This window comes from Corallococcus macrosporus (assembly GCF_017302985.1).
GTDB lineage: Bacteria > Myxococcota > Myxococcia > Myxococcales > Myxococcaceae > Corallococcus > Corallococcus macrosporus_A.
This window is the reverse complement of sequence record NZ_JAFIMU010000017.1, coordinates 207153-222638: the sequence shown is the minus strand read 5'-3', so window position 1 is coordinate 222638 and position 15486 is coordinate 207153. Positions and strand designations below refer to the sequence as shown.

The 15486-nt window shown below is 69.1% G+C and carries 13 protein-coding genes; 6 read left to right on the top strand and 7 right to left on the bottom strand.

Features of this window, described 5'->3' with window-relative positions; genetic code table 11:
* Positions 1–7: 7 nt before the first annotated feature.
* From JYK02_RS37270 to JYK02_RS37255, 4 genes are all read right to left on the bottom strand, one after another.
* Positions 8–979 (bottom strand): HBL/NHE enterotoxin family protein, encoded by a 972-nt coding sequence (locus JYK02_RS37270; RefSeq protein WP_207057715.1) that lies wholly within the window; start codon positions 977–979, stop codon positions 8–10.
* Between the two features lie 171 nt (positions 980–1150).
* Entirely contained in the window at positions 1151–3439 is a 2289-nt protein-coding gene (locus JYK02_RS40655) for an Ig-like domain-containing protein (RefSeq protein ID WP_207057714.1), read from the bottom strand.
* Positions 3440–3959: 520 nt separating this feature from the next.
* Positions 3960–4700 carry a hypothetical protein gene (locus JYK02_RS37260; RefSeq protein ID WP_207057713.1) on the bottom strand — a complete coding sequence of 247 codons (741 nt, stop codon included), beginning with the start codon at positions 4698–4700 and terminating at the stop codon, positions 3960–3962.
* A gap of 170 nt (positions 4701–4870) precedes the next feature.
* Positions 4871–5242, bottom strand: a complete 372-nt coding sequence (locus JYK02_RS37255) for a hypothetical protein (protein ID WP_207057712.1) — start codon at positions 5240–5242, stop codon at positions 4871–4873.
* A 322-nt stretch (positions 5243–5564) separates the two neighbouring features.
* Here JYK02_RS37255 and JYK02_RS37250 point away from each other — a divergent pair, with 322 nt between their 5' ends.
* Positions 5565–7664 (top strand): hypothetical protein, encoded by a 2100-nt coding sequence (locus tag JYK02_RS37250; RefSeq protein WP_207057711.1) that lies wholly within the window; start codon positions 5565–5567, stop codon positions 7662–7664.
* 83 nt (positions 7665–7747) lie between these two features.
* Here the strand turns inward: JYK02_RS37250 and JYK02_RS37245 are convergent, their stop codons facing one another.
* A complete protein-coding gene (locus tag JYK02_RS37245) occupies positions 7748–8251 on the bottom strand; it encodes a MarR family winged helix-turn-helix transcriptional regulator (RefSeq protein ID WP_207057710.1) in 504 nt (167 codons plus the stop codon).
* A 133-nt stretch (positions 8252–8384) separates the two neighbouring features.
* On the opposite strand from JYK02_RS37245, the gene JYK02_RS37240 reads away from it, so the two are divergent.
* The gene (locus tag JYK02_RS37240; RefSeq protein WP_207057709.1) at positions 8385–9515 is read left to right on the top strand and encodes a S41 family peptidase; all 1131 of its coding nucleotides are present in this window, start codon (positions 8385–8387) and stop codon (positions 9513–9515) included.
* A gap of 202 nt (positions 9516–9717) precedes the next feature.
* On the opposite strand, the gene JYK02_RS37235 is transcribed toward JYK02_RS37240, so the two are convergent.
* Positions 9718–10563 (bottom strand): GC-type dockerin domain-anchored protein, encoded by an 846-nt coding sequence (locus JYK02_RS37235; protein WP_207057708.1) that lies wholly within the window; start codon positions 10561–10563, stop codon positions 9718–9720.
* 332 nt (positions 10564–10895) lie between these two features.
* On the opposite strand from JYK02_RS37235, the gene JYK02_RS37230 reads away from it, so the two are divergent.
* The 4 genes from JYK02_RS37230 to JYK02_RS37215 all read left to right on the top strand — a co-directional run bounded on the left by JYK02_RS37230 (position 10896) and on the right by JYK02_RS37215 (position 14970).
* Positions 10896–11171, top strand: a complete 276-nt coding sequence (locus tag JYK02_RS37230) for a hypothetical protein (RefSeq protein ID WP_207057707.1) — start codon at positions 10896–10898, stop codon at positions 11169–11171.
* Between the two features lie 225 nt (positions 11172–11396).
* Positions 11397–12272, top strand: a complete 876-nt coding sequence (locus JYK02_RS37225; protein ID WP_207057706.1) for a DUF5694 domain-containing protein — start codon at positions 11397–11399, stop codon at positions 12270–12272.
* A gap of 290 nt (positions 12273–12562) precedes the next feature.
* Positions 12563–13858 carry a hypothetical protein gene (locus JYK02_RS37220; protein ID WP_207057705.1) on the top strand — a complete coding sequence of 432 codons (1296 nt, stop codon included), beginning with the start codon at positions 12563–12565 and terminating at the stop codon, positions 13856–13858.
* 143 nt (positions 13859–14001) lie between these two features.
* Complete coding sequence (locus JYK02_RS37215) at positions 14002–14970, top strand: hypothetical protein (RefSeq protein WP_207057704.1); 969 nt, start codon at positions 14002–14004, stop codon at positions 14968–14970.
* A 26-nt stretch (positions 14971–14996) separates the two neighbouring features.
* Here the strand turns inward: JYK02_RS37215 and JYK02_RS37210 are convergent, their stop codons facing one another.
* Positions 14997–15221 (bottom strand): hypothetical protein, encoded by a 225-nt coding sequence (locus JYK02_RS37210; RefSeq protein ID WP_207057703.1) that lies wholly within the window; start codon positions 15219–15221, stop codon positions 14997–14999.
* Between the last annotated feature and the right edge of the window lie 265 nt (positions 15222–15486).

The window sequence follows — 15486 nt, the reverse complement described above, 5'->3', positions numbered from 1 at the left end:
CCTTTCATCAAATGCCCAGCAGGAGGGAGGCCTGCAGGGCGAGGTTGTCCCAATCCGCCTTCACGGCCGCGAGCAGCGAGGGCGTGAAGAGGCCATACGTGGTGATGTCTTCGCTCTGCAGCAGCACGGTGAAGTTGGAGTCCAGGACGTTCCAGCCGTTGTCGAGCGTGCCGATCCCGCCGGCCAGCGCCGTGAGGAACGTCTGGTATTGGGAGACCTGGGCGCTGGTGCCGCCCGCCTCGCGCGCGTCCTCGGCGGCGGCATTCGCGGCGGCGTTGAGCTGGGATTGCTGTTCACGCAGCTCGCGGTCCTTGCCCGTGAGCATGTCGATGGTCTGCTCCAGCGCCGCGACGTAGTAATGGCCCTGGAGGTATTCGAGCGCGATCTGCTCCTTGTCCTCCTGGATCTGCTGCTCCACCTGATCCGCCGCCTGGCTCGCGGCCTGGGCCTGCTGGGTGTCCTGGGCCTGGAGCTGGAGGAGGACGTTCTGGTCCGCGTTGAGCTGGGCGATGTCCGCGTCGATCAACGACTCATAGGTCACCAGTGCGGTGTGGACGCTGGCGGTGGCCGTCGCGGTGGCCCGGGTGTCCGCCTGGAGCTGGGTGAGCACCTGCTGGAAGGGCGCGATGGCGGAGGAGTCACCGGCGGCCAGCCGCACGGAGAGGGGCTGGAGCTGCGCGTACGCCGTGTCGAACGACTGCCCGAACCGGGCCACGCCCGCGAGCGCGGACAGCACCTGGGGACGGTAGGTGGTGGTCCAGAGCGACGCGTCCGCGCGCGCCTTCTCCACGTCGGAGGAGAGGCTGGGGACCTGCGTGCTGGAGGGCACGCTCAACGCGAGCAGCGCGGCCACCGCCGCGTCGACCTGCGGCACGGCGGCGTTGGTGTCGAGCACGCCCTGCGTGAGGGCCGCGGGAGGCGAGAGGGGCGACCCGCTGGAGGTCGATGGAGCGGAGGACGTGGCGGCCTGGGCGGACATGGCCCGGCGTCATTGCAACCCGAAGACCATCCCTCCGATGAGGCCCGCTTCCTCTGGGAAGCCTGGCTGCGCGTCCCGGGAGGACGAAGCGGCTGCGTCCCCGGGGGACGCAGCCGCGTCATCAGCGTGAGCCCTGGCGAGGTGTCGCTGGGGAGGGTCAGGGGGGAGGGCCTAAGGGGTGCTGCTCGAGCAGTTGTATGCCCAGATTCGGGCCATTCCCTCCTTCAAGACCTGGGTCGACACGCCGAGGTTCGCCGCGATGGCCGACAACTGGGCGCTGCTGGCGGACGAAGGGGTGACGTGCGCGACGGCGGTCGCCCTCCTACTCGCGCAGGCGGGAGTGCTGACGACACAGCCCGTCGTGGGACCGTGGTTTTCGTCGTCGCACATGTCCATGTCATTGCCGAAGGCGTTGCCGTAATCCCAGACGCCGTAGCAGGCGAGCTGGCCCTCCCCCAGGTTCAGGCCCGGGCGCGTGCTGCACCGCATCGCGTTCGAGAGCGGGTACTGCTCGACGTCGTAGGAGATGACCACGCGGCCATGGCCGCCCGTGCCACCCTGGGCGCCCATGCCAATCCCGGCGACGTAGTCCACGTCCTGCATGCCGCCCGCATTGCGGCCACTCCCGGCGAGGACGCTGCCATCGGGGGCATAGCTGGCCCCTCCACCGCCCCCTCCCGCGGCACCGCCGCTCACGTCACCGCCGCCCGCGCCACCGCCGAAATACCCGCCGCCCCCGCCGCCCCCATCGCCGGACCACCACTGCGCCGAGGCATCCCCGCCCTTGAATTGAGAGCCAGCCTGGGCCGTGTAGGTCGTGCCCACGCTCGTGCCCCCCGCTCCTCCCGCATGGCTGAAGGCGCCCTTGCCCCCCAGTCCGTAGGTCCCATCGGTCGTGGCGCCATCCTTGCCGTCAAGCCCGCGTGCGCCGCCAGGCCCGCCAGCGCCGTAGGTGCCATCCGAGTCCGCGCCAGCCCCACCGCCACCGCCTGCCGTGGCGTACTCGGACGTGGAGCGGCGAATCGCCGAGCGCCCTCCGCCCCCCGCGCCGTTCTGCACCCCATTGGCGCCGCCTCCTCCGTACGCCGCGGCCGGAGTGCCGAGCACATCCCCCGGAGTCCCTCCCCCGCCGACGATGACCGTGAGGGGCTCCCCCGGGTTGACGCCCAGGATGGCGGTGGCCAGCGCGCCTCCGCCACCGGCGGAGCCGCTCCCGGACCGCGCCGCGCCGCCGCCCGCGCCCCACAGCTTCACGCGAACGCGGTTCACGCCGGTGGGCACCGTCCACGACTGGTCCGCCCCGGTGTAGCTGAAGACGGCCCTTCCTCCCGTGCAGGTGGGCAGCCCCGTCACCGGGAAGCGGGTGGTGTCCGACAGGCCGTAACTGTTGGTGACGGTGGCGGTGATGGTCGCCGGGGCGCCCGCGGGCACACAGCGGGGCGCATCCCAGGTATTGCTCCCGCGGGTGGTCCCGCTCGCGGCCGTGCCCAGCATCCCGATGTCGGCCGACCACTGGAAGGACAGCGTGCTGCCCTGGGGGTCACTGGCCTCCACCTGGAAGCTGAGCGTCTGCCCCGGGGTGGCGGTTGGCGAGGACTGGTAGGCGCGAATGATGGACGGCGGAAAGCGCGTGGGCGAGGTGGACACCACACACAGCGACAAGCTCCCGGTGGTGCTGCCCCCCTTCCCGTCGGAGACGGCGACGGTGAGCCGGCAGTTGTTGCATGCGCGCTCTGGAAGGGCGGAGGGAATGAAGCGCGCGGTGCTGGACGTCGCCTGGGTCCAACTGCCGCTACAGCTCGCCGACCACTGGTAGCCGAGGGTGTCGCTGTCGTTGTCGGAAGCCATCACGGTCACCTCGGCGGCCTGCCCGACGTCCACCCGGGCCGCGGTGCTGTGGACCCGGGCGACCACCGGGTGGTTGTTGAACTGCACGTCGAGCGCGGCGCGCCCCTCCTCCGTCCCATGGGTGACGTTGATGGAGAGCGTCACCGCCACCATGGTGCCCTGTGAATCCCTCACCTCCAGGGTGAGCGAGGCGATGCCTGCCGTGGAGGGCGCGGTCCAGGTCGTGGAAGCCTCGGACGTACTGCTGAAGGAGCCCTGCGTCGCCGTCCAGCGATAGGTCAGCGTGTCGGTGGGGTTGGGGTCCGACGCGCTCGCGTTCAGGGTGACGGTGTTGCCCAGGGGCACGCTGGTCCGGGACGCCACCACGGATCCGATGACGGGCGCCTCGTTGTCGAAAGGCTCGGGAGGGTTCACCTCCTGGAGGGTGATGGCCACCAGGGTTGTCTGGTTGGCGGTGATGGTGACGTTGGTGCTCTGCCCCTCGTAGAGGAGGTCTCCGTTGGAATCGAAGGCCCGCGCGAGAAAACGCCGGTCAGGGCCGGTGGGCACGTCGGTGATGACGCCGCCCCACCTCCCGTGGGTCTGCGTGAGGTCCTGGTTGACCGAGGGCATGCCGGGTCCCGACGAGGTCACGGTCATTCGGGCCACGTCACTGACACTCAGCGACTGCCCCACTGACGCCACGAACCGGACCGAGCCCGTGGAGTCCTCCGCTTGATGACACCCGGCCACGGCGAGTGTGAGCAATAACCAGGCAGAAAAAACCTTTCCGGCTTTGTGCATGTGAGTCCTCCAGCCCTTGTCGGGTACCTGCTCGACGATTCGGTTCCAGGCAGACAGGCAGAGGGTAGCAGCGCACGGGATGATGGGAGTCGAACGCCGCTGGAGGTTCCGGGAGCAGAAGGAAGACCGGGACGTCAGGGTGATGGTCAGGACCGGCGGCTCCCAGGTCCAACAGGCTTCCGCCACCGGAGGTGAGGCTGGCGCTAAGGGACTCAGCGCGCACATGCTCGACAACCGGGCCAGCTCCCACGATCAAGCGTTGGTGGGAGTTCGCTGCCTGGCGTTGGCAATCGCTCCCACCTCCTGTCAAGCGAGCGGGGCCGGTGCGCGGCCCCGTCGCGACGGGACGTCAGTCCTTGGTCCAGCGGAAGGTCACGCGGTCGCCGCCGCTGAGCCGGTCCGCGAGGTTGTAGAGCTTGTACATCTCGGTGTGGACCGCGAAGATTCCCTTCGCCTTGCTGAAGACGAAGTACGACCCAGGGTCGGTCACGATGCTCGTCCACTGCGAGTTGGTGTTGCAGTTGGCCGTCGAAGCCGAGGGCCAGTTGCACCAGGCGTTGCCGTTCTCGTTCCACACCTTCCAGTGGTCGCCGCCGCCGACGAGGCCGACCTGCTTCCACCACGTCACGGCCGAGCCGGACTCCAGCCGGAACTCCACCACATCCGGCGACGCGGCGTTGTGCTCGACGATGACGTTGATGAGGTCACCGTCCGGCAGATAGATGGGCTGGATGTCGGTGAGCCACGCCTTGTCACAGGTGATGCACGAGTTGAAGGTGTCGTTCGGGCCGGTGCACGTGCTGTTCGAGTACTCCAGCTGGTAGTCGTTGTTGCTCGCGCAGAAGGCACACGAATGCGCGTATCTGGCGCTGATGCACGTAAGGGAGGTGGTGGTGTGGGCTCGGGTGAAGTCCGCCCAGGTGATGGTCGTCGCGGCCATGGCGGAGACGGTGCGGCCCTCGTCCTCCTGCTGGGGCTGGGTCGTCTCGGGAGTGGGAGTGGGGGCGGGCTGCTCCTGGGGGCCGCAGCCGGCGCCTCCCACGAGGGTGAGTCCGAGCACCGTCGACACGAGCCATTTCTGCATCTGCATGGTGAATGTACTTTCGTTGAGGAACGCCTGAGGACAGGCGCTTCGAGGCGGGAACCCCGGTCCGCCCTTCATACGTAGGACCCTCGAAATGCTGGTTGTGCGGCCCCCTCCCGAAAGCAGCGCCGTGCGGGAAGGCTTCTTCCCGCACGCCAACACGCATCCGTCCGCCGTCAGTTGCCGCGGTAGGTGGTGTTGAGGATTCCGATGCCCGCGCCTTCCACGTACAGGCTGACGGGCGTGCCCTGCGTGGCGGCCTGGGTGGCGCGCTCGAACAGGCCCAGGCGCTCGGCCTCGCTGTACTGGTAGCCGCCGGCCGAGGCGCCCGAGCCCAGGTAGTAGTAGCTCCCGACGAAGCTCCCCGTGCAGTTCGCCCCGGTGTTCACCTGCACGACCACGTAGCCCTGACCGTAGGTGACGTTGGGTTGCCGGGTGTACGTCGCCGCGCAGACGTAACCATTCACGGTGATGGGGGCCGCCAGGGCCGTGCTGGCGAATCCGACCGACATCATCACCGCCGAAACAACGATGGACGCTCGCTTCATGGTGTTGTCCCCTTTTGCCGTTGGCTGAGTCCTCCGCGCCCAGGATGAGCGTGGGGCTCCGGAAAGCGTTTCTGCGTTTCCGTTCGAAGCAACGTGCGGGACGGCTTTTTCCCCTCACCTCTTTGTAACCGTCACGGCGGGGCCGTCGTACCTACTGGCCAAAGGAGCACTGGCCATGATCGACGGACTTCTCAGGCGAATCCTTACCCCTCTTCCGCCCCCGCCTCCCCCGAAGAAGGAGACCCCGGCGCCGCAGCCAGCCAGGAAGCCGGCCGGGTTCTCCGGTCAGAGCACGTTCGAAGCGTCGGCCCGGGCTCCCGTGGTGCTCACCCCTCCCGCCACCGGCGGCGCGTCCACCGTGCGTGAGGCATCGCGTGCAATCGAGGCGGCCTACACGTCCGGAGGGGCCACGGCCGCCGCCGCCGAGCTCCGCTCCCAGACCGAGGCCCTGACCCACCCGGCCCAGGTCGACACGCTGATCGCCGCGGCGCAGCCCACCCTCGACCGCATCTCCACGGACCTCGCCAACGGCGTGAAGAACGACAGTGTCGACCACGACACGAACCGGGACGTGCTCCGCGACCTCGATGCGACGGCCAGCCGCGCCGGCCAGGCCGGGCGCGACGCGGTGGCCACCTCGGTCGCGAAGAAGCTCTCCGAGGCGGTGCCCCAGGGCTCGGCTCAACTGGGACGGTTCGACGACGCGCTGGTCGAGCTGGCCAAGGAAGGCGTGGGAGGGAAGCTCTCCTCCGCGGTGGCGGAGAAGCTGATCAACGACTTCGGACGCGTCGAGGCGGGCCATGCGTTGCGCGACACGTCGGTGGATGCCATCAACGAGGTCCGCGCCGACTACGAAGCCAAGGCGGAAGAGCTGACCCAGGTGGAGACGCGGCTCAACACGGAGCTCGCCCAGCTGGGGCCCGCGCTGACGCCGGAGGAGATCGAGGCGTACAAGGAAGCCTTCTGGGAGCGGGAGGACAACGCGGACATCCGCGACGCCGCGCGCGCGGCGGGAGACACGCTTTCGGAGACGCTCACCGCCAGCACCGCCGGACTCGAGGCGCTCGCGGCGCGGGGAAACCCGGGCGCGACGAAGGCGCTCTTCGATGGCTACAAGGCCCTGGCCGAAACGCCGAACCACGCGGATGAGGCCCTCCGGTTCGCCGGGCGCATCAACCAGGACGCCGGGCTCGCCAAGGCGCTGAGCAAGGAGTACGGCGGCGACTTCGAGCAGAAGCTGTCCGATGAAATCCTCGCGCCGGCGGTACCGAACGCGCAGGCGGAGGCCATCGCCGAGGCAGGCGAGGGCGGCTTCGACGTGGCGATGAAGGAGTTCAGCTCCCTGGTCAAGGAGCTGAAGACGGGCCACGCGCTCGCGAACATCCCTGGCGACATCCAGCAGATGCTGACGGACATCCGGGACATCCGCGCGGGCACCTTCACGCAGGACCAGGTGCAGGAGATGCTGGACGCCTGGGGGAACGAGTCGCCGCTGGGCAGGTCGCTGTCGGTCGCCACCCTTGGCCTCGGCCTCTATGACCTGCCCTCCCAGCTCGCGGACGGCGAGTACCTGGAGGCCATCAAGAACACCCTCACCTCGTCCGCCGACGGAATCGAGCTGACCGCCGGCGTCCTCAACACCCTGGGCAAGACGGGTGCGGCCACCGACGTGGCGAAGTTCGGCGCGAAGTTCGTCCCGCTGCTCGGGCTGGGCGCAGACGCCATCCAGGCGTACCAGGACGTCCAGGCGCTGCGGGACGGCGTCTCCGCGGGCGACGTGTTCAACCTCGCCGGCTCGGTGGTGTCGCTGGCGGGAGACATCGCCGGCTTCGTCCCTGTGGCGGGGACCGCGGTCGACGTGGTGGCCACGGTCGCGGGAGAGGTGCTCCGCACGGTGGGCGGCCTCCTGAACGGCGACCTGGGCCCCGGCCTCGAGGACTTCTCCGTGGACGAGGCGACCGACATCCTCCAGGACACGCTCGGCCTCTCGGAAGCGGAGGTGCAGTTGCTCCTGGGGGGCACGAGCAGCGGCTACGGGAGACGGATGCAGGCGCTGGGCCTGGAGCCACGGCAGGTCCGGGAGCTGCTCACCCAGACGGAGCCGCCGCTGTTCGCCTTCTCCGACGACCTCGGGAGCTACGAGCCGATGGGCAACGCCCGGTTCCTCTTCGAGACGGTCGCCGCGTTTGGCCTGAGCGGGGACGCGGCGTTCGAGTTCATCCAGGAGAACGGCGACGCGCTGTCGGCGTTCGAGCAGGTCGACCAGTACGCCCTCCCGGAGTCGTCGCTGGGGGCCGCGATCTCCAGCGGTGACTTCACCCCCTTCCGCGAGGAGGCGCTGCGGCTGCTCCCGGATGACATCGCCGAGGACCTGGAGCCCTACCTGGACGCGACGCCGAACACCGCATTCTTCGAGGCCTGAGGCTCGAAGCGGCTCCGGGGAGCGTGGCCCCGGAGCCACCCGTGTCTCCTCGCATCCATCAGGAAGTGGAGCCGATGAGAGCCCTACCGCGGGCCCGCCCTACCGGTGCGGCGGCCGTGGCGCCCGGGCCTGGCCGCGCGCGCCTCGGCGATGCGCACGTCGAAGGGCCTGGCCTCCAGCGCCTCGATGGCGCCCTCCAGCGCACGCGACAGGGGCGCCGCGAGCTCGGCGTCCAGTTGCTCGGCCGCGGTGGCGGTGGCCTGCCAGTGTTGCTGCAGGCGCGGCAGCAGCGCGCGGCCCTCGTCGCTCAGACGCACCAGGCGCTGGCGCCCGTCCACCTCGCCGGGCGCCACCGTGACGAGGCCCTCCTTGGCCATCAACGCCACCGTCTGGGTGGCCGCTGGCTGCGTGATGCCGGCGAGCTCGGCGATGCGCCCGAGGGTCAGCGGCTCGGCCTGGAGGAGCGCGCGCACGACGGGCGTGAAGCGCGGCCGGAACGTGAGCCCGTCCTGCGCGTAGGCCCGCGCCACCGCGCCGTCGAGCAGCTCGAGCAGGTGCCGCAGCTGAGTACCGAGTCCTCGCTTCATGCCCGCGTCTCCTGGAAGAGCAACCCGCCGGGAAATCGTATAAGCAATTAAATAAGCATGCAATCAAACCGGCGCCCGACGGTAGGGAGGGCACCCGGTCGACGTGCTCGACCCCACCCCGGAGACATCCGAGATGACGACGACGCGCAGTCAGAAGCCCTCCCTTCTTCTCCACGCCACCGCCCTGCTGTGCCTGGTGACCGCCGCGCCCGCGTGCGCCACGGCCCGCCCCGCGCCCGCGGACCGGGCCGCCCCGCGGGCGGCGCCTCGGAGGCCGCAGCAGAAGGACATGGCGGTGGACGCCGCCACGCGCGCCCGGGTGGTGGACGTGCTGGTGCGGGAGCTGCGCGAGCGCTACGTCTTCCCCGAGAAGGCGCAGGCGCTCGAGGGCGTGCTGCGCGCCAGGCAGCGCGCCGGCGCGTACGACGCCGTGCAGAGCGCCGAGGCGTTCGCCGTCGCGCTCACGCGTGACATGCGGGAGGCGGTACAGGACGGGCACCTGCACGTCGCGTACAGCGAGGCGCCCCTGCCCGAGCAGACCGGGAAGCAGGAGCCCTCGGCCGAGCAGCTCGCCGGGATGAGGAATGAGGTGGCGCGGCTCAACGCGGGATTCGAGCGCGTGGAGCGGCTGCCCTTCAACATCGGGTACCTGGACCTGCGCGCTTTCGCGCCCGCGGACCTGGCGGCGCCCAAGGTGGCCGCGGCCATGGTGCTGCTCGCCGACACACGCAGCCTCATCATCGACCTGCGCAAGAACGGGGGTGGGGAGCCCGAGGCGGTGGCGCAGATGGCCAGCTACTTCTTCGACCAGCGCACCCACCTCAACGACATCTACTGGCGCGAGGGCGAGCACACGGTGGAGATGTGGACCCGCACGGACGTGGCCGGCCCGCGCTACGGCACCGAGCGCAAGGTGTACCTGCTGACCAGCCACGACACCTTCTCCGCCGCCGAGGACTTCTCGTACGCGATGAAGAACCTGCGGCGCGCGACGCTGGTCGGCGAGGTGACGGGCGGCGGCGCGCACCCGGGGGACATGCGACGGCTCGACACCCACTTCGGCGCGTTCATCCCCATGGGCCGTTCCATCAGCCCCGTCACGCACACCGACTGGGAGAGCACGGGCGTGGAGCCGGACGTGAAGGCCGCGGCGAAAGACGCGCTGAACGTCGCCCAGACGCTCATCCTCCAGGAGCACCTCGCCTCCGAGAAGGACCCGGCGACGCTCGAGCGGATGCGCGCGCGGCTGCAGGAGCTGCGTTGACGGGGAAGCAGACGGCTTCGCCCTGAGTGCCGCAGGGTCCGAAGCGCCTTTGGCACGACGGGCGTCCGCGGCAGCGACTGCATGGACCCGGGGGGGCAGCTTCGGCCGGTGCATCGGCGGCGTCCGCCAGTGCGTCTACCAGACGTGCTGGGACACCGGTGCGGGATGTCGTCCTCCCGCACCGGTGCTTCAAGCGACTGCTTCAGCAGCCAGAGCCGTACGCCAGCAGGAACGTGGTGCGGTCCGTGCTGTTCACCACGCCGTTGCTGTCCGCGTCCGCGTCCAGGCTGCCCGCGTTCCACGCGTTGAGGAACGCGTCGCGGTCCGCCTGATTCACGGTGCCGCTGGTGTCGTAGTCGGCCGGGCAGAAGAACTGGATGTCCATCTTCCACCACGACGTCGCCGTGCCCGCGGTGCCCTCGCGCGCGTCCACCAGCGCGGACACGTCCCCCTGCAGCGTGAAGGGCCCGGGGAACAGCCAGCCCTTGCGGCGCACCGAGCCCGAGTCCGTGTTGCCGATGTCGATGGACAGCACCGGCTCTCCGGTGGTGAGGCTCGCGATGTACACGAGCGACGTGGAGCCGCCGTACACCCCCGCCGTCGTGTCCGCCGTCGCATCGCCGGACACCGCGTAGCGCGCGAAGCGGTTGAGCTGGAACGTCAGGTAGAAGTCCGCGTTGCCCGTGGCGTAGCCGCGCCCGGTGGCCTGCGTCCAGCCATTCGCGGTGGCCCGGACCTCGGCGCTGATGCGGGAGCTGGTGATGCTCGACGTCTCCGTGCCCGAGCCATTCGAGTCCGCATGGCTGTGCGTGTCGTCGTACTGCGGCTGCTTGCTGGCCTTCAGCTCCAGGCTCTCGTTGAAGTCCTCGAAGCCATTCGTCCGGCGCGAGTCGGACGCGTTGACGTTGGTGATGCCGGCGTCCTTCGCGATGACGGTGGCGGACACCGAGCGGGTGCCCTCCGACGGAGTGATGAACTGTGCCTGCGCGAGCGCGGACGTGGCCGCGAAGAGGGGAACAGCACCAGCCAGCATGTGAATGCGACGCATGAAAACCTCCAAGCTGCGTGACGGGGTCTAGCGCGCAACTTAGGCGCCCTGCCTGACGGCCTCCCTATCAATCCGGTGACGGCCCGCCTGCGCTCGTAACTCCCGCGAAACATACGAAGAAAAATCCGCACCCCTCGTCTCGCTCCCCCACACCCCGAGCATTGGCACCTCATGTCACCACGTATTGCCTACCGGTCGGCAGGTGCGGTACCGGGCCATCCTCGAGAGGCCCCGCACTCCGTCAGTGCATGAGGTGTTCGCGACCCAAATTCCCAGAGGGGAGACACCCCGTTTTATGGTGGCCGGGCAGCAATCAACCGGGAGACATACACATGCGAATGGCAATCGTCGCGGGCTTGATGGCATTGGGGCTGTTGGCGGGGTGTGGTGGCACGTCCGACGAAGAGGTGGTCGCTGCATGCGCGGACGGCACCACGTGTACCGGTTCCGTTGCTCAGTGCGAGGCGACCTGCGGTCCCACCGCCGACGCGGCTGAGAAGAACGCTTCCTGGGTGATGTGCTACTGCTGCGACGGCACCAGCATCCTGGGTGTCTATATGTCGTCCTGCTTCGCCTACTGCGCGGACCGCGACGGCGTCTGCAATTAGCCGCGAAGGCAGCCAGGGGCCTGGCAATCCCATACGGGTTGCCAGGCCTTGCTTTAGCGTTTGCTTCACCAACTGCCCCCTCGCGGCTCAGCCGGACCCGCGGAGAAGAACAGGGGTGAGCGCCATTCTGGAGCACCTGGGACTGCCCTCTCCTCGGAGTGCAATCAAGCCGGGCGTGGCGCGTAGCGGGGACAGCCGTCATCCCCCCTTACCCCAGAACCTCCCATGTCCCGGATTCCGAAGCGCCTGCTCTGGTTGTGCCTGCTGGGCCCGCTGCTCGCCTGTGCGTCCGCGCCGGTCCCGAAGCCCGAAGCCTCCGAGGAGAGCCCGCCTGACTTCTTCGGCGCGAAGGAGCCGAAGCCCCGGCTGATGATGCTGGGGACGTTCCACTTCAAGGACGCGGGGCTGGACGAGTACAAGCCCCAGCACAGGCTGGAGGTGCTCTCTCCGGAGCGGCAGCGCGAGGTCGAGGCCCTGGTGGAAGCGCTGGCGAAGTTCCAGCCGACGCGCATCGCCGTGGAGGTGAACGTCCCCCATCAGGACAAGCTGGATGCCCAGTACCAGGACTATGTGGCAGGCCGCGCCGAGCTGACGGCGAATGAGGTCGACCAGGTGGGCTTCCGGCTGGCGAAGAAGCTGGGGCATCCGAAGGTCTACGCCATCGACTCAGCCCCGCATCAGGTGCTCGACCAGCTGTACTACGCGGTGGATGAAAAACAGGTCGCGGCGCTCGACCCGAAGTGGCAGGCGCGTTTCAACCAGCTCTACACGCATGACGACGAGCTGAAGACGCGTCAGTCGCTCATCGACCACCTGCGCTACGTGAACTCACCGGAGCGCATCCGCCAGGGGCACGGCGCGTACTCCATCGCCCACTTCAAGGTGGACGGAGAGGACGGCTACCTCGGCGTGGACTTGCGGACGGCCTGGTACAACCGCAACCTGCGCATCTTCCGCAACCTCCAGCGGCTCATGTCCGCACCCGAGGAGCGCGTCCTGCTCATCATCGGCGCGGGCCACCTGCCCATCCTCCAGTTCGTCGCCGAGACCTCCCCCGAATACGAGCTCGTTGACGTGCGGGACTACCTGCGCGCGCCCTGAGGGCCATTGGCTCTGTTGCGCTCCTGGGTGGGCATGGCCAGGGAGCATCGAAGTCCCCTCCCAAGGGCGCATTGGCATCCCCCGGCTGCGAGCAATCATTGCTCGCGAGCTGGACCCGCGCCGCTTGCAACGCGGGCGGCCGGTATTTGGGGTCTGGGCCAGACGGGCCGTACGCGCGCGGAGCCCACGCCGCATTGACATTGCTCCGGGGCCGCGCTTCTTTGCTCCAGGAAGGACCCGTTCGCAGGCCGGGGCGCACGGGCAGGGAGCGAGACGCGATGCGGACCGACATGAAGCGAGTGGGCACGAAGGGCCAGCGCGCGGCGCTGGTGGGCGCGCTGCTGGCGGTGGTGCTGGGCGGCACGGGCTGCGGCGACGACGAGTGCGTGACCGCCTTCGACTGTCAGGAGAAGAATCCCGTCACCGAAGGCCAGGGCTGGACCTGCGTCGACCACGTCTGCCGGGCCGTCGACCTCACGCCGCCAGACGGCGGGGCCGACGCGGGCTCCGATGGCGGGACGGGCTCCGATGCGGGCACGGACGGCGGCACGCTGCCAGACGGCGGCACGGATCCGTGCGCCTCGGTGCCCCGGGACGCGAAGCTGGGCACGCTTCAGCTCCAGGCGGGCTTCACGGCCGAGGAGTCCGCGGAGCTGTCGCCGGAGGTGCTCGCCGTGGTGTCCACGCCCGGCCCCACGTATTCGCTCTTCGGTCTGCGCGTGACGGCCGCCACCCGCGATCTCGTCGCGCTGGGCACCTGGCCGGACGTGAAGCCGGGGGCGTCCGCCATCGACACGATTCTGGCACCCGCGGACCGGGCCAACGCCGCCAACACCTTCCCTTCGCACTTCCTGGCATACGACGGCACGCGACTGCTCACGGGCTACACCAAGATGGAGGTGAACTACCCGGGCGTTGTCTCCGTCGTGGACCCGGCCGCGCGGGAGGAGGCCAGCTACTTCGACGCGAAGACCAGCGTCAGCGCCGTGGGCACGGCGGACGCGTTCTTCATCAACGGCGGCCCCGTGGACAGGGTGTCGAATACCCTCGGTGTCTACGCGCTGGTGACGTCCGCCAGGCCCTACGTCGCGGTGAAGGCGGTCACCTTCCCCTCGCAGGGGGTCGGTACCAGTGGCCTCTCCGCGTACTCGACCAACAGCATCGCGGTGTTCGGCTATGCGAAGACGGGGGCGCAGGCGGGTGATTTCGTGAACGTGGCCCACGCCGTGGGGAACGCGAAGCTGACACAGGCCGTGGCCGACCGCACCCCGGTGGTGCTCGCCGACGAGCCCGCGGTGGACGTGGGCAGTGACTTCAACGCGGCTGCCGCCTTCGGCAACGGCGTGGCGATGGCGCGCGGCGCCAACAGCGCGGGTGTCTTCGACGTCACCGACGTGTCGCGCTTCTCGCTCACGCCCGGCCTTGCAGGCAACCAGCCCGTCAGCGTGGGCGCCCGCGAGCCGGTGCTCACCGCCGCCGATGCGTGCACCAGCGTGGACCTGCTGTCGTCGCTGGGCTCCGACCTGCTCGTGGGCGTGACGGACTCCAACGGCCGCCGCCTCGTGCGCATCCGGCAGGGGCAATAGCGCACGCGCCCGCTGCTCGCGCGAATGGCCGCCACGCTTCCGACTCTTCACCAGGCTTGATCCAGGATGAGCGTTTCGCCTGCTCCAGCACGGCGCGTCGCGAGCACCTGGTTGCATCGCGAGTCCGAGGGAGAAACCCGCGCATGTCCATCACGCACTCCGTCTTTCTGCGCACCCAGCGACTACCGACCGCGGCCCAACTCAACGCGGCGCTCGATAAGGCGAAGATTGCCCTCCGACTCGCCCCCGAGTGGAACACTCGCGACGACAGTGGGTTCTGGCCGGCGACGTTCCAGGGTTACGACGCGGGCTTCGAATGGCGGGTCGAGCCGATCGCTGATGCGGAGCTGACGGCGAAGGTCCGCAAGCGCGTGGCGAAGCAGGAACTCGTCGTTTCACTCGTGACGCGAGCCGACCTGAATCAGCTCGCGAGTGCGGTGGCTGTGTGGGGTGTGCTCGCTTCCATCACCGATGGCATTGCGTACGCCGATGAGTCTGGTGATTTCTTCGAGCCAGAGCACGCTTTGGAGCTGGCGCAAGAGCAGGTCGCCCAACCACCGCCGAAAGAAAGTCCCACGGCACGCATCACGTACCCACGGACGCTCGATGAACGGTTGGCGGTGACCGAGACACGGCGAACGTCGCACAGCCTGTTGCTCGAAGGTTCGCAGCGCCACTACCGGGTGTTCCTCGACACGAAGTCGATTCCGTCACCGTCGGTTTTCGTGATCACCCGGCGCCTCGAAAATCGAGCGGGAGACTTCAGCGTGCTGGAACTCGAGGTGAATCAACGACTCATTCACTTCACGCCGGAAGGGCGTGTCCTGGATCCGGAATATGTGCCCGACTACGCGTCGCTCGCACGGAAGCTCGGTGACACGGAGTCCATCGGGCTCGCGCTGCGAAGTGGCGGCCCCGTCAGTGCGGCAGCGCTGGCGGCCTTCATGAGAGATGACTCCGCGGACGTGGCACGACGCCAGCTTGCGATCGTCACGCTCGGGCTCATGGGGGGTGAGGCATCGGGGGCGCTGGATGCGCTGCGCGGGATGAAGCCGCACCCAGCGCTGGGGGCGGACGCAACGCGAGCGATCGAACTCATTGAGGCGCGCTGAAGCGGCGCCGAGCAACTCTGCATCGACTACTGCCGCGCCCCCATCGCGCCGCAGTCCTCCGTGAGCGAGGAGCCGCGGGCGTCCGAGTCCGCGCCCTCCGCCGAGAGCTGAGCGCGCCCGAGATTCAGTCCCAGACATGACCGTGAGGGATTGCGCAAGCCCTCACTCCACCTGGAGCGGGCTCCCGTCATCTCGTCCAGGAACGTAGAGATGGCGGCGTTCACCGCCTCGGGCTGCTCCAGGTGGCTCATGTGGCCGCCGTGAAGCACCGGAGGAGCCGGGAGCCGGCGATGCGCTCGTGCAGCCGGTCCGCCATCCGCGGCAGCGTCACCGCGTCCTCTCCCCCAAGCAGGTGAGGAGGAGCTGTGCTCCCATCCCGCCGAGACCCTGGCCAACTCACGGACGCCTTGGGCCGCTTCGCCACACGCCTGGTGCCACTGGCGTCATGGCGATGTCCCGCGTCCGCCAATCCCGGTACTTCTCCGAAGGGGTCAGGGGCCCCCATCCCACTCTCGT